Below are 13,827 nucleotides of genomic sequence, written 5' to 3'. Positions count from 1 at the left end.
TGGGAGGACGGACGTTGGGGCGGTTGACCGGCGGGGACCCCTCTCTGCTGCGACGGATCAATTCCGCGGTGGTGCTGCACGCCTTGCGTGCCACGGACTGCGCGACCCTCACCGAGATCACCCGGGTGACCGGATTGTCACGCCCGACGGTCGAAGGGGTCGTCGAGGGGCTGATCGAGAACGGGCTCGTCGTCGAGAAGGCCGCCGAGGAGGGCGCCACACGGCGCCAGGGGCGTCCGGCACGCAGGTTCCGCTTCCGGGCCGAGGCGGGTCATCTGCTGGGCCTGGAGATCGGCCCGCACCGCGTCGCGGCGCTCCTCGCTGACCTGGACGGGCGCGTGATGGGCGCGATGGCCAAGGACGTGGACGAGACTGCGTCCGCCGATGAGCGCCTGGAACGGCTTCGGGTGGCGGTCGCCGAACTGCTGCGCAGGGCCGGTGTCGCCCGTAGCTCGCTGCGGGCGGTGGGCGTGGGAAGCCCCGGCATCGTGGAGGCGGACGGCACCGTACGCCTGGGTACGGCGCTGCCGGAGTGGACGGGCCTGCCGCTGGGCGAGCGGCTGAGCCGTTCCTTCAAGTGCCCGGTGCTCGTGGAGAACGACGCCAACGCGGCGGCGGTCGCCGAGCACTGGAAGGGTTCGGCGACCGAGTCCGACGACGTCGTGTTCGTCCTGGCGGGGCTGAGTCCGGGCGCCGGCTCGCTGATCGGCGGGCGGCTGCACCGGGGGTACGGAGGGGCGGCCGGTGAGATCGGCGCCCTGCATCTGCTGGGCCGCGACGTCACTCCCGAGACGCTGCTGTCGACCACGGACGAGCCGCTGCACCCGCTCGACGAACAGGCGGTCGCCAAGGTGTTCGCGCTGGCCAAGGGCGGCGACCAGCGGGCGCGTGCGGCGGTCGACCGCTTCATCCAGCGGCTGGTGCACGACGTGGCCGCCCTGGTCCTCGCCCTCGATCCGGAGCTGGTCGTCATCGGCGGCTGGGCGGCCGGTCTGGACGGTGTACTGGAGCCACTGCGGCGGGAGTTGGCGCGCTACTGCCTGCGCCCGCCCAAGGTGGCCCTCTCCATGCTGGGGGAAGCGGCCGTGGCGACGGGGGCGCTGCGACTGGCCCTCGACCACGTGGAGGAACAGCTGTTCGCGGTGGAGGGGACCGTGACGGCGCGCCGCTGACACGACAGCGACGCGGCGGCTTCAGCTACCGCTACAACAACTGCGAAAAAACGGCGCGCCCCGGAGTGTTCCGGGGCGCGCCGGGTGTCGTCCGGGTCGCGCCGCGAAGGGCGCGGCGGTCCGGGCGGGAAGGGTCAGGAAGCGCGACGCTGCGGGTCGTGGTGGATCTCCACGCCGCCGGAGTCACCGAACGTGAGCCGACAGGTGTCCGCGCGGTACGTCGCCACGGACACCGCGGCGGTGCGCCCCTCGGTGAAGAACCGGGTCGTGACGACGAGAACGGGCGCTCCGGGAAGGCGGTCGAGCTCCTTGGCGTCGTCCGCGCGGGCCGAGCCGAGCTCGACGGCACGGTCCTGGCCTTCCAGTTCCAGGCGCTGAAGCTCCCGCAGCACGGCACGCGCGCGTGCGGCACCCGAGGGCGCGTCGATCGCCGACAGGTCCGGAACCGAGGACGCCGGAATGTACAGGAGTTCGGCGGCGACGGGCTGACCGTGCGTCACCCGGGAACGGCGCACCATGTGCACCAGCTCGCCGGCGGCGGTCTCCAGGATGCCGGTCACCGACGCCGGCGGTGCCGCCACGGTGCAGTCCGCGGCATGCCAGGCGTCGCCCGGCGCCCCCGGCCACACGTGCTTTTCGGTTCCGACGGCCACACCCATACGCGGCGGCGCGACCGTGGTGCCCACGCCACGACGGCGCTGCAGTCGGCCTTCCAGTTCGAGCTGCTCGAGCGCCTGGCGCAGAGTGGCCCGAGCGACACCGAAGCGGGCCGCCAGATCACGTTCATTGGGCAGGATCTCGCCCACGGTGAATTCGGAGTCCAGTGCTTCACTGAGCACGGTCTTGAGATGCCAGTACTTAGGTTCCGGCACCGATTCCAACTGCGTGGTCCCCACCCTGTCCTCCGCAATCGCCGTGGCCCGGCGGCGTTTTAGCGCCCTTGTTTATTAAAGGTTCCTCACTATCCCTGCGACGATAGGGCCGCCCCCACCCTTGGTCAAGACCAATCCTCGATCCCTTGTGGATTGCACGGGCGCCCTGGCGCGGAGCGTTCACGGGTTGTTCTCACTGGGCGACGTCCGTGACACAACGCCGAAAGCCCCCGTCCAAAGACGGGGGCTTTCGCTGTCCTGCGGCGCCCCGGACCGAGGCGTTCGGGAGGGGTCAGTCAGTGGAAAGCGCCACCAGCTTCTCCGGGTTGCGCACGATGTAGACGCACTGGATGCGACCGTCCGCGACGTCCAGCTGGATGATGCTGTCCGGCTTGCCTTCCGACAGAGCGAGCACCGCGACACCGCCGTTGACCTCGAGGAAGCGGAACGACAGGCCGGGTACCCCCTTCCTGGCGACGCCGATGACGAAGCGGCCGACCTTGTCGGCGGAGTCGAGGACCCGCAGCGGCGCCTGGGCCAGGCCTCCGCTGTCGCCGATGAGCCGCGCCTGCGGCGCCAGCAGGGACATGAGTCCCTCGAGATCGCCCTCGCCCGCCGCGGCGAGGAACCGCTCGGTGAGGTCACGGCGTTCGGCCGGGTCGACCTCGTAGCGCGGCCGTCGTTCCTCCACGTGCTTGCGTGCCCGCCCGGCGAGTTGACGTACCGCCGGTTCGCCCCGTTCGAGGACGGTGGCGATGTCGGCATACGGATAGCCGAACGCCTCCCTCAGGACGAACACCGCGCGTTCCAGGGGTGAGAGGGACTCCAGGACGACGAGGACGGCGAGGGAGACGGAGTCCGCGAGGACGGTCCGTTCGGCGCTGTCCGGGACGGTGTCGGCGAAGTCGGTGACGTACGGTTCAGGGAGCCATGGTCCGACGTACGACTCATGGCGCGACTGCACCTGGCGCAGTCGGTCGATGGCGAGCCGGGTGGTGACGCGGACCAGGTAGCCGCGCGGTTCACGCACGTCCGACCGGTCGTCGGCGGACCAGCGCAGCCACGCTTCCTGGACGACGTCCTCCGCGTCGGCCACCCGACCGAGCATGCGGTACGCCACACCCATCAGTACGGGGCGATGTTCTTCGAACACATCGGTCGCGGTGTCGATAGCCACCGCACCATCCCACCCGACACCTTCCTTCGTGTCCAGGCGAAATCGCCGCCCCGGAGCACAATGACGGCGGGCCGGCGCCGGCCCGCGGTCTCGACACGGGAGGAACGACGATGCGATACGGGGTACTGGGCACGGGCGACGTGGGGCGCACGCTTGCCGGCAAGCTGGTCGAACGGGGCCACGAGGTCTGTCTGGGTTCGCGCACGAAGGACAACGCGGCGGCCGTCGAGTGGGCCGGCGGTGCGGGTCCCACGGCCCGTCACGGCACGTTCGCGGATGCCGCGGCCTTCGGCGAGGTCGTCGTGAACGCTGTGGGCGGGCGGGTCGCTCTCGACGTGCTGCGGTCGGCCGGCGAGGAGAACCTGGACGGCAAGGTGCTGCTGGACGTCTCCAACCCCATGGCGTTCGAGGACGGCGAATTGCGGCTCTCTCCCGTCGGGTCGGACAGCGTGGGCGAGCAGATCCAGCGCGCGTTCCCGCAGGCCCGCGTGGTGAAGAGCCTCAACACCGTGAACTGTCAAGTGATGGTCGACCCCGCCAGGGTGCCTGGCGAGCACCAGATCTTCGTCTCCGGTGACGACGAGGGCGCCAAGGAGCGGGTGACGGCGCTGCTGGGCGAGTTCGGCTGGCCGGCGCACCGCGTGCTCGACCTCGGGGGCATCCGGACGGCACGGGCCGCGGAAATGTATCTGCCGCTGTGGCTGAGCCTGTTCCAGGGCATCGGGCACGCGGATTTCAACGTGGAGGTGCACAGGGCGCGCTAGGGCCGGGAGCGGCCGACGGGGGCGGGATGACGGGCGCGGGATGACGGGTGCGGGATGACGGGTGCGGGATGACGGGTGCGGGGAGCTGCGGGCCGGCGGCCGGGGCGAGGTACGGGCATCCGGGTCCCCGGTCGCCCGTCCTTGCCCGCCCGATTCTTACCCGCCCGATCCTTACCCGCCCGGTCCTCGGCTCCCGGTCCTCGGTTGCCCGACCCTCGGCCGCCTGGGCCCGACTGCCCGATCCGCGCCGAACGGATCCTGACGTACGGTTCGTGACGACTGGGGCTACCCGTCGGTAGCAGTTGCTGACAAGCTGTCTACGAGTTGGTTCGTCACGGCGTCCAGACGAGGAGCAGTCCCATGCCCGACACGGTCACCGTCAGCCTCCCCTCCCCGCGCGGCCCGAGGGCGGTCACCCTGTCCTACGCGCGCGTGGGCACCGGTGAACCGTTGCTCCTGCTGCACGGGATCGGCCACCACCGGCAGGCCTGGGACCCGGTCATCCCCATCCTCGCGGCCGAACGCGACGTCATTGCCGTGGACCTTCCCGGCTTCGGCGAGTCCCCGGCGCTGCCCGAAGGGCTCACCCACGACCTGTCGACGGTGGTGCCCGTCCTCGGCGCGCTGTGCGAGGCGCTGGAGATCGAGCGGCCGCATGTCGCCGGCAACTCGCTCGGCGGGCTGCTGGCCCTGGAACTGGGCCGCGAGAAGCTCGTACGGTCCGTCACGGCGCTCTCGCCCGCCGGTTTCTGGTCACCGGTGGAGCGGCGCTACGCCTTCGGTCTGCTGATCGCCATGCGAGCGGCGGCCCGGCGCATGCCGGTCCCGGTCATCGAGCGGCTCTCCCGCTCGGCGGCCGGACGGACGGTGCTGACCAGCACCATCTACGCCCGGCCCGGCCGCCGTTCAGCGGACGCGGTCGTCGCCGAGACACTCGCGCTCGCCCACGCCGAGGGATTCACCGAGACCCTCCGGGCGGGCACGAACGTCCAGTTCACGGACGGCATCCCGGCGCTTCCCGTCACGGTGGCCTGGGGCACCCGCGACCGGCTGCTGATGCGCCGCCAGGGCGTCCGGGCCAAGCAGATCATTCCGCGGGCACGGCTTGTGCGGCTGCCCGGCTGCGGCCACGTCCCGATGAACGACGACCCGGCGCTCGTAGCCCGCGTCATCCTCGACGGCAGCAGCTGAGGGGTCCTCGGCGGCAGCCCGTGAACCGCGTCCGAACACAAGGCTCAACACGCCCGACCCGAGGGCGACTCCGGCGCCTACGAGGGCACTTCCCGCGGCCTGCGCGGCCCCGTAGGTGCCTGTGCCCACGAGCGGCGCGGTGCAGGCGGCGGCGACGGGGACGAGGCCGGAGAAGAGCGTGGCGCGCTCCGCGCCGATGCGCTGCACGCCCATGTACCAGCAGACGAAGCCGACGACCGTGACGACCGCCGCCTGCCACAGCAGCGCGGTCGCCTCGGTGGCGTCCGGCACGCGCAGCCACGCTCCGCGGCCGGTGATCACCCCGGCCACCGCCGACTCGGCCGCGGCGATCCCGCACACGGTGGCCGACAGCAGCCGTGGCCCGAGGGGGCGCAGTACCGGTACGGCCAGTACGGCGAACCCGGCTTCCCCGGCCAGCGCGCCCACGGAGTAGGCGATCCCGGCCCCGTTTGTGCGGCCCCACCCCTGAACGGCGAAGGCGCCCAGGGCGACGAGCAACGCACCGTACAGAAGCCGGCGTTGTGGACGACGACCCTCCTGAAGAGGCACGAGCACGGCCACGACGACCGGGGCGCAGCCCACGAATACGCCGGGGACCGCCGGTTCGGCCGTGCGCTCGGCGGCGAGCACCGCGAGGTTGAAGCCGACCATGCCGACGGCCGCGATCAGCACGAGGCGCCCCCACTGGCGGATGGTGAGCCGCCGCAGCGGGGCGGCGCCGCCCCGGCCGAGGAGGGGCAGCAGAAGGACACAGGCGAGGCCGTAGCGCAGGAACTGGCCGCCCGCGTACGGGTAGTGGCCAAGGACGCTGTTGGCGGTGAAGGAACCTCCGACGAGGACGCAGGCGAGGGCGGCGAGCAGTGCTCCCCGGGTGGTGGTGGCGTTCATGACGGTGACGCTATGAAGGGAGGCGGTCCGGTTTAAGGTCCACTTCCATGACGTCATCGGGGACCAATCGAGGCGGCCCGCCGACTCCCGATCCAGCGGGCGCGGCACCCTGGTCGGCCGCCTGGGAGCTGCTCCTGCCCGCCGCGGCGGCGCCGGCACGCGCGCGTGGACGGACGCTGCAGGCCGCGCTGCGCGAGGCGGTCCGTTCCGGGCGGCTCGCTGCCGGCACCCGGCTGCCCTCCAGCCGTGAGCTGGCCGGTGATCTCGGCGTGTCGCGGGGGCTGGTCACGGAGGCGTACGAGCAATTGACGGCGGAAGGGTATCTGCGCAGTGACCGCGGTGCCGGTACCTGGGTGGGCGGCGCGGTCCGCGCAATCGGTCCACGCGCGCGTGACCTCGCCCCACGGCCGACCGGAGTACGGGCCGACTTCGTGCCGGGAACCCCCGACCTGTCCCTCTTTCCGCGCGCCGCGTGGGCCGCCGCGCATCGCGGAGTACTGGCCGAACTGCCCCACCAGGCGATGGGCTACCCGGATCCGCGCGGTCTGCCGAGGCTGCGGACGGCCCTCGCCGAACTGCTCGTTCGCCGCCGGGGCGTGGTCGCGGACCCGGAACACGTCATCGTGGTCTCCGGGGTCGCGCAGGCGATGACGCTGCTCGGATTCGTGCTCCACGCGCGCGGGGCGCCCGGCGTGGGCGTCGAGAATCCGGGAAGTCCGGAACACGGCTCGCTGTTCGCCTCGGCCGGCATCGGCACCGTAGCGCTGCCGCTGGACGGCGAGGGTCTTGCCATGGCTCCCCTCAATGCCTCCGGCGTACGCGCCGTGGTGACGACGCCCGCCCACCAGTTCCCCACGGGGATCGCGTACTCGGCGCGGCGCCGCACGGAGCTCCTCGACTGGGCCCGGTCCGTGGACGGGCTGGTGATCGAGGACGACTACGACGGCGAATTCCGCTACGACCGTGCCCCGGTGGGTGCCCTCCAGGGGCTCGATCCCGAGCATGTCGCGTACACGGGCTCGGTCAGCAAATCGCTCGCTCCGGGGCTGCGGCTCGGCTGGCTGCTCGTCCCCGCGTCCCACGTCGAGGAGGTCGTCGAACGCAAACGCACCATGGACCTCGGCAACCCGGTCCTGGACCAGGCGCTTCTGGCCCGTTTCGTCGAGCGCGGCGACTACGACCGTCAGCTGCGCCGCTGCCAACGCGCCTACCGGGAGCGACGCGACCTCCTGGTCGCGGTCCTGGAGGAACACTTTCCCGGCTCGAAGGTCTCCGGGATCGCGGCGGGCCTGCACGTCGTCGCCGCGCTCCCCGACCGGTACGGGCCACAGGACCGCTTCCTGGCACGGGCCGCGGCGGCCGGGGTGGCGGTCCGGGCCTCGGCACACTACGGAGAGACGGCCGTGGACGGTGTACGGCTGGTGCTGGGGTACGCCCATCTGCCGCCCGCGCGGATACGCGACGGCGTGCGGCTGATGGCGCACGCCGTGCGCGAACAAGGTGCCCATGACGGGTCCCCGGCGCCCTGAAGCACCCTCACCTGCGCGCGTCGCCCGGAGGCACCCACTCCGGGCCGGGGGCGGAGCCGGGGCCTGGGCGGGGCGGAGCCGGGGCCCGGGCGGGGCGGAGCCGGGGCCCGGGCGGGGCGGAGCCGGGGCCCGGGCGGGGCGGAGCCGGGGCCCGGGCGGGACCTGGACAGTCCGAGTCCACCGGGTCCAGCCGAGCCACTCACCGCCCCACACCGCCCCGCCAACCCGGTCCAACCCCGAAGTTGCGCGGCAATCCCCCACTTCCCAGGGTCAGTTGTTCACCCGCGGTTTCCGTGTGCGCTGCGGCGCACCAGTAGTTGTGGCACTGCACACTGGCCGAATCCGTCCCCGGAGGCGTATCCATGTCGCACCGTCCGCTCAGCTCCTTTCCCGGTCGCCGCAGCGTGCTGCGCGGCTCCCTGGCCGCGTCGGCGGCACTGGCTCTGCCCACCGCGCTCGGTTCGGCACCGGCGTTCGCCCTGTCCGGCAGGCCGAAGGCCGGCTGGGGTGTCCAGGCGGGCGACGTGACCGCCGACTCCGGCCTCGTGTGGGTCCGGTCCGACCGCCCGGCCCGGATGATCGTGGAGACCTCGGCCACCGAGTCGTTCCGCAACCCCCACAGATGGCAGGGTCCGCTGCTGGGCCCGGACACGGACTTCACGGGGACCACCCGGTTGCGCGGACTGCCCTCCGGCGAACAGATCCACTACCGTGTCCTGCTCGCCGACCCCGACGACCCCCGGCGCACCGGCGAGCCGGTGAGCGGGACGTTCCGTACGACTCCGCACGGGCGGCGCGGCGGCGTGCGCTTCCTGTGGTCGGGCGACCTGGCGGGGCAGGGCTGGGGCATCAACCCGGACATCGGCGGCTACCGCATCTACGACGCGATGGCCCGGCTCGACCCCGACTTCTTCCTGTGCAGCGGTGACAAAATCTACGCGGACGGCCCGATCGCCGCGACCGCCGCGCTCCCCGACGGCAGCACATGGCGGAACATCACGACCGAGGAGAAGTCCAAGGTCGCCGAGTCGCTGGCGGAGTTCCGCGGCAACTTCCGCTACAACCTGCTCGACGAGAACCTCAAACGGTTCAACGCCCAGGTGCCCTCCGTCATCCAGTGGGACGACCACGAGGTGCGCAACAACTGGTACCCGGGTGAGGTCATCGCGACCACGGACACGCGCTACACCGAGAAGAGCGTCGACGTCCTGGCGGCCCGGGCCCGACGCGCGTTCAGCGAGTACTTCCCCGTCTCTACGCTGCGGCCCGGCGACCGGGACGGCCGTGTGCACCGGGTCGTGCGCCACGGGCCGCTCCTGGACGTGTTCGTCCTCGACATGCGCACCTACCGCAACGCCAACTCCCCGGACAACCAGACCACGGACCCGCAGGGCATCCTCGGCGCCGAACAGCTCGAGTGGCTGAAGCATGAGCTGTCGCGCTCGCGTGCCGTGTGGAAGGTGATCGCCGCGGACATGCCGCTCGGCCTCGTCGTGCCGGACACGACCGAAGGAAAGCCGAACATCGAGGCCGTCGCGCAGGGCGACCCGGGCCTGCCCCTCGGACGTGAGCTGCAGCTGGCCGAGCTGCTTCGGTTCATCAAGCACCGGCGGATCACGGGCACCGTGTGGCTGACCGCCGATGTGCACCACACCTCGGCGCAGCACTACCAGCCGTCGCGGGCCGCCTTCACCGACTTCGAGCCGTTCTGGGAGTTCGTCTCCGGTCCGCTCAACGCCGGTGCCTTCCCGGCGAGCACGCTGGACAACACGTTCGGTCCGGAGCGGGTGTTCGTGAAGGCTCCCGTCGCCTCGAACGTCTCGCCCGCCGGCGGCTACCAGTTCTTCGGCGAGGTCGACATCGACGGCGACAGCGGCGAGCTGACGGTGCGGCTGCGTGAACAGGACGGGACCGTGCTGTTCACACAGGTGCTCCAGCCGGGGCGCGCAGGGCAGTAGACCGTACTCGAACCGCCGGGCCGCGCCCCGGGGCCGTCCCCGGCGCGCGGCCCGGCGGGCCCGCCGCCGAAGTGACCTGACGAGCAAGTCGTCGCAGGTCAGAGGCGATTGTCAGTGGTCGCCTCTACGGTTTTCCCATGACGCGATCGTTGCAGGCCGTGGCCTACACCCGACCCTCCGCGCTGGAGTCCGCACCGGACGGACGGCGCCTGGGACTTGAGACCTCGCGGGGCGCGACGCCCACGGGGATCGAGGACCATCCGCGGTTCTTCGCGGGCTTTCTGACGTCACCTCAAGTGGCGGCGGCGGGTCTGCTGGCGGTGGCCGATGTCGCGGCGGCGCGCTACTACCAGCCGCAGCTGCGCGCCTCGCTGGACCCGGTGGTCACGGGCAACGGCGACCGGCTCCGGTTCGAGTCCTTCTCCGGCTGCGGCGGGGTGTACGCGCGTCTGGACGTCCTGACAGCGGGCCTCGACGGCGACGAGATCGGGCACGGGACGACCAACGTCGACGTCAACAACCCGCTGCGCGAGGCCCTTTCACGCATCGGCACGGACGATCCGCTGCACCTTCGCGTCGGCCCCTACGAGATGGCCGTGACCACGCTGGACGGACCGGTCGTGGAGAAGAAGGTGCCGTTGCCGGACCGCTGGCTGCGGGGATTCGCCGAGGCCCAGGTGATAGCGGCCGGGTTCGATCTGCGGGCCGAGCTGCCCGCGGCGGAGGCGGTGCGGTTCCTGCGCTCCCTGCCGCGCGGCACCGCGCGCGGGATGTCGGGCGGTCCGCAGTGGGTGGCGCCGGCGGGCCGGGGACTGCGTCCGACGACCCGGCCGGTTCCGGGGGCGGTGTGTCTGCCCGGCCCCGACCGGCTGATCGCGCTCCAGCGGGTGCTGCGCCATGCGACGGCTCTGCGGGTGTACGGCCCACCGGTCACCGGCGAAGCCGTCGCGGCCGGCGCCTGGGAAGCCGTCCTGCCCGGCATGCGGCTCACGCTCACGCTGTCGCCGGACGCCTCCCGCGGCTTCTCCGGGGAGGGCGGGGTACTGGACGCCCTCGCCACCGACGAGGCCGGCGAGGACGCGGAGCTGATCGCGGTGCTCCTGGCCTGGGAGCCGCGCGTCGACGTGGGTGACCTGGCCGCCGCCTCCGGTCTGCCGGCCGAGCGGGTGAGGGCCGCCCTCATCCGGCTGGGCACCTCGGGGCGCGTGGGGTACGACACCGCGGAAGCCGCGTACTTCCACCGCGAACTGCCCTACGACGCGGGGCGGGTCGAGCGGCACAATCCGCGCCTTCGGTCGGCCCGTGCGCTGGTCTCTGCGGGGGCGGTGACACTGGACGGTGCCATCGGCACGGTGACGGCCGACGACGGACATGTGCACCGGGTCCGCGACGACGCGGGAACGCTGAGCTGTTCCTGCCTGTGGTGGGCGAAGTACCGGGGCGGACGCGGGCCGTGCAAGCACGCCCTCGCCGTGCGGATGGTGCGGCGGGGCGCTCGGGCCGAGCACGGGGACAGTCCGGCTCCGGTCGGCGGACGACGCGAAGAATTTCTGGAAGTTCCGGTCGACGGGGGCGATGTGCGATGAGCGGCGAAGCACTGTTGAATGCGGTACGGGCGGGGCAGACGGTCGAGGCCGCCGGTCTCCTGGACGGGATGACCGACGGCGAACGCCGCGCCTGCCTGCCCGCGTTGAAGGAGCTCCGCAAGGAGTTGCGGACCGCGCCGTGGAACGCGGAATCCCGAGTGGCCTATCCCGCGCTCCACGCGGCGGGAGCCGCTTGTCACACGGGCGCCGCAGGGGCGGCGACCTGGATCGCCGCGGCCGACATGCGCTGGTCCCAGGCCTCCCCCGGTGCCCTCCTCCATGTGCTGGGCGACCGCGAGTCCGGCTGGCTCGCCGACCTGACGTACCGGCTCGCCGGCCGGCCGATCACGTCCCGGCTCCCGTTCGCCCTGCTGTCGGGACTGGTGGGGCTGTCCGGCTGCGAGGTTCCGACGACCGACGCCTATGTGCAGGGCTGGTTCGAGCACATCGGTGCTTCGTGGCACAGCGGAGGCACCGTGGTGCAGCGACTGCGCAAGGAGCCGCACCTGCCCCGGATGATCGCCGCCCTTTTCGAATCGATGGAGGTCACGGGGCGGATCGCCTGGCTGTTCGGCGACGGACCTGGCAGCTGGTACAACGCCCTCGCCGAACTGGCCGAGGAGGGCAACCTCGACCGCGAGGTCCTGGTGGATGCCTGCGTGGCCCGGCTGCTGCGCGGCGGTGTCCCCGCCGACCAACGGGTTTTCCTGCGCCTGTTGTCGTCCCTCGGCCCGACGCGTGACGAGGAACGCGAGCGCTCCGCCGACTGGACGGCGCTCGCCTGCCAGGCCATTCCGGCCGTCGCCTGGCACGCGCAGTCCGTGCTCGCCTCCCTCGCGCTGGACGGCGAGTTGACGTCCCGCCGGCTGGCCGAGATGTCCTCGGGCGTGCTCTTCCGTACCGAGAAGAAGCTGGTACGGGCCCAGCTCGTCCTGCTGGGCAAGGTCCTCAAGCGCGATCCGTCCACGGCGGATGTGCTGCTGCCCGCGGTGGCGGAAGCCTTCGGGCACGAGGACACGGAGGTGCAGGAGCGTGCGCTGAAGCTGGTGGAGCGCCATGTCACCGCACTGCCCGACTCCGGCGACGCTCGGGATCGACTCGCCGAGCTCACCGACGACTTGAGCCCGGGGTTGCGGCTGCGGGCGCAGCGGCTCCTCGGCATCGAGGCTCTCGGCCCCGCTTCGGTGGTCCAGGAAGAGGTGCTGCCGCCCGTTCCGGAGCGCGCACGGCTGGCGACGGCACCTGACTCGGTGGCCGAACTGGCCGAGGAGGTCAGCGCGCTGCTTGCCTCCGGTGGTGGCGTCGCCGTGTTCGAGCGCACCCTGGACGGCCTGGTCCGCCACGCCCACCGCGACCGGGAAGCTCTGCTGGAGGCCCTCGGCCCCGTGGTCGCGCGATTCTGGTGGGGGGACGGCGATCCGCGGCACTCGAACGCGGGCAGGCACTACCGTGATTCGCCACAGGGTCTCGAAGTCGTCCTTGCGGCCCTGTTCGAGCAGGTCGGCATGGACACGCTCCATGCTGCGGTGCAGCAGGGCACGACAAGTGGGAACTGCCACCACAGTGCTCTGTCCCGCGCGTTCGAGGCGCGCCTGTGGGAGGTGGCCTACCGGCTCCGCGCCGACCCGATGCCGTTACTGCTGGCCACTCCCACCTGGGACACCGGGCTGCTGGAGCCCGACGAGCTGGTGGCCCGCCTCACCGAGTACCGTCGGCTCGACGCCCGGCCGGGCGCCGCCGACTTCGCGCAGGCGCTGCTGCGGGTACGGCGCGACGACCCTGCGAAGACGACAGCCGCCGCGCGGGCCCGGTCTCTCGGCAGCCCCGAGGGGTACCGGCTGGCCCAGTGGCTCGCCGCCGAAGGGCCGCTGCTCCCGGAGAGCCGCCGACGGACCTCAGGCGTCCGCATCCTGGTGGAACTGGGTGAACTCGAAGAGATACAGGGCCTGTTTCCCCCGGAGTTCCGGCATCTGGGACGCCCCTTCGCGGTGTTCAAGGACCGCGGGTACTGCCGGCACTGGGGCGTCAGGGACCTGCAGCACTGGCCGGCCGTGGTACCGGGACGGCGGGAGCTCGTGGCGGCGCGGCTGCTGCGCGACATCAGCACGGCCGCGGTGGAGGACGGTCGCACGGACGCCGCGATACTGCCGCTCCTCGCCGAGGCCGACGGTGAGGCCGGCGAAGCACTGCATCTGTGCGTGGCGTACGGGCTCGGGGCCCGGCATCCCGAGGACCGGCTCGCCGCGGTGGACGCCCTGCTGGTCCTCGCCGCGCGGGGGCAGCTCGACGCCGGGCGGCTCGGCGCGGACATCGGGGAGCTGGTGAGCAGGGGAGCGCTGAAGCCGTCCCGGCTGGCCGAGTCCATACGCACGGCGGCGGCCACGGGCGCGTACGCCACCGTCTGGTCGGTGCTGCGCGACCTGCTGCCGGGCCTGCTGGCCGACCTCACCGCGGACGGCGCGAGTGGCGGACCGGTGCGGGGGCTCGGTGAGCTGCTGGCCGTCGCCGCCGACTGTGCCGAGCGGTCCGGGGCGCGCGGTGATCTCGCGCATCTCGCCGGGACCGCCGGGCGGCGCGGCTCGTCCAAGGTGGTGACGCAGGCCCGGCGGCTACGGACGGCGCTGACGCAGGAGGCCGCCGCCTGACGTAGGGCCGCCACACCCCTGGCG

At 72.4% G+C, this 13,827-nt stretch carries 9 protein-coding genes and 1 pseudogene; 7 read left to right on the top strand and 3 right to left on the bottom strand.

Annotation, left to right across the window (positions count from 1 at the left end):
* Window positions 1-14: 14 nt before the first annotated feature.
* Window positions 15-1,172 carry an ROK family transcriptional regulator gene (locus ACFYR3_RS30665; protein WP_355838534.1) on the top strand — a complete coding sequence of 386 codons (1,158 nt, stop codon included), beginning with the start codon at window positions 15-17 and terminating at the stop codon, window positions 1,170-1,172.
* A gap of 134 nt (window positions 1,173-1,306) precedes the next feature.
* On the opposite strand, the gene ACFYR3_RS30660 is transcribed toward ACFYR3_RS30665, so the two are convergent.
* Window positions 1,307-2,068 (bottom strand): GntR family transcriptional regulator, encoded by a 762-nt coding sequence (locus tag ACFYR3_RS30660; RefSeq protein ID WP_355838531.1) that lies wholly within the window; start codon window positions 2,066-2,068, stop codon window positions 1,307-1,309.
* A 268-nt stretch (window positions 2,069-2,336) separates the two neighbouring features.
* The gene (locus ACFYR3_RS30655) at window positions 2,337-3,221 is read right to left on the bottom strand and encodes an RNA polymerase sigma-70 factor (RefSeq protein ID WP_355838528.1); all 885 of its coding nucleotides are present in this window, start codon (window positions 3,219-3,221) and stop codon (window positions 2,337-2,339) included.
* 110 nt (window positions 3,222-3,331) lie between these two features.
* On the opposite strand from ACFYR3_RS30655, the gene ACFYR3_RS30650 reads away from it, so the two are divergent.
* Both ACFYR3_RS30650 and ACFYR3_RS30645 read left to right on the top strand, forming a co-directional pair.
* Entirely contained in the window at window positions 3,332-3,985 is a 654-nt protein-coding gene (locus tag ACFYR3_RS30650) for an NAD(P)-binding domain-containing protein (protein WP_355838526.1), read from the top strand.
* A gap of 360 nt (window positions 3,986-4,345) precedes the next feature.
* Entirely contained in the window at window positions 4,346-5,176 is an 831-nt protein-coding gene (locus ACFYR3_RS30645) for an alpha/beta fold hydrolase (RefSeq protein ID WP_355838523.1), read from the top strand.
* A 120-nt stretch (window positions 5,177-5,296) separates the two neighbouring features.
* Here ACFYR3_RS30645 and ACFYR3_RS30640 read toward each other — a convergent pair.
* Window positions 5,297-6,085, bottom strand: a pseudogene (locus ACFYR3_RS30640) (DMT family transporter); the annotation flags it as partial.
* A gap of 47 nt (window positions 6,086-6,132) precedes the next feature.
* Between ACFYR3_RS30640 and ACFYR3_RS30635 the strand changes: the two are divergent.
* From ACFYR3_RS30635 to ACFYR3_RS30620, 4 genes are all read left to right on the top strand, one after another.
* Window positions 6,133-7,614 carry a PLP-dependent aminotransferase family protein gene (locus ACFYR3_RS30635; RefSeq protein ID WP_355838520.1) on the top strand — a complete coding sequence of 494 codons (1,482 nt, stop codon included), beginning with the start codon at window positions 6,133-6,135 and terminating at the stop codon, window positions 7,612-7,614.
* A 362-nt stretch (window positions 7,615-7,976) separates the two neighbouring features.
* Window positions 7,977-9,572, top strand: coding sequence for an alkaline phosphatase D family protein (locus tag ACFYR3_RS30630; RefSeq protein WP_389285243.1), 1,596 nt, complete (start codon window positions 7,977-7,979; stop codon window positions 9,570-9,572).
* Between the two features lie 137 nt (window positions 9,573-9,709).
* Window positions 9,710-11,158 carry an SWIM zinc finger family protein gene (locus ACFYR3_RS30625; RefSeq protein WP_389285242.1) on the top strand — a complete coding sequence of 483 codons (1,449 nt, stop codon included), beginning with the start codon at window positions 9,710-9,712 and terminating at the stop codon, window positions 11,156-11,158.
* Window positions 11,155-13,803, top strand: a complete 2,649-nt coding sequence (locus ACFYR3_RS30620) for a DUF6493 family protein (RefSeq protein ID WP_389285241.1) — start codon at window positions 11,155-11,157, stop codon at window positions 13,801-13,803. Before ACFYR3_RS30625 ends, ACFYR3_RS30620 begins: the two co-directional genes overlap by 4 nt.
* Window positions 13,804-13,827: the final 24 nt, after the last annotated feature.

This window comes from Streptomyces sp. NPDC005784 (assembly GCF_042871525.1).
In the GTDB taxonomy this organism is placed as follows: domain Bacteria; phylum Actinomycetota; class Actinomycetes; order Streptomycetales; family Streptomycetaceae; genus Streptomyces.
This window is presented reverse-complemented; position numbering and strand designations above follow the sequence as displayed.

Bases quoted from the DNA above. Each gene is read 5' to 3' on its own strand.
- ACFYR3_RS30650 (WP_355838526.1), top strand. From the start codon at position 3,332: ATGCGATACGGGGTACTGGGCACGGGCGACGTGGGGCGCACGCTTGCC.
- ACFYR3_RS30645 (WP_355838523.1), top strand. From the start codon at position 4,346: ATGCCCGACACGGTCACCGTCAGCCTCCCCTCCCCGCGCGGCCCGAGG.
- ACFYR3_RS30635 (WP_355838520.1), top strand. From the start codon at position 6,133: ATGACGTCATCGGGGACCAATCGAGGCGGCCCGCCGACTCCCGATCCA.
- ACFYR3_RS30630 (WP_389285243.1), top strand. From the start codon at position 7,977: ATGTCGCACCGTCCGCTCAGCTCCTTTCCCGGTCGCCGCAGCGTGCTG.
- ACFYR3_RS30625 (WP_389285242.1), top strand. From the start codon at position 9,710: ATGACGCGATCGTTGCAGGCCGTGGCCTACACCCGACCCTCCGCGCTG.
- ACFYR3_RS30620 (WP_389285241.1), top strand. From the start codon at position 11,155: ATGAGCGGCGAAGCACTGTTGAATGCGGTACGGGCGGGGCAGACGGTC.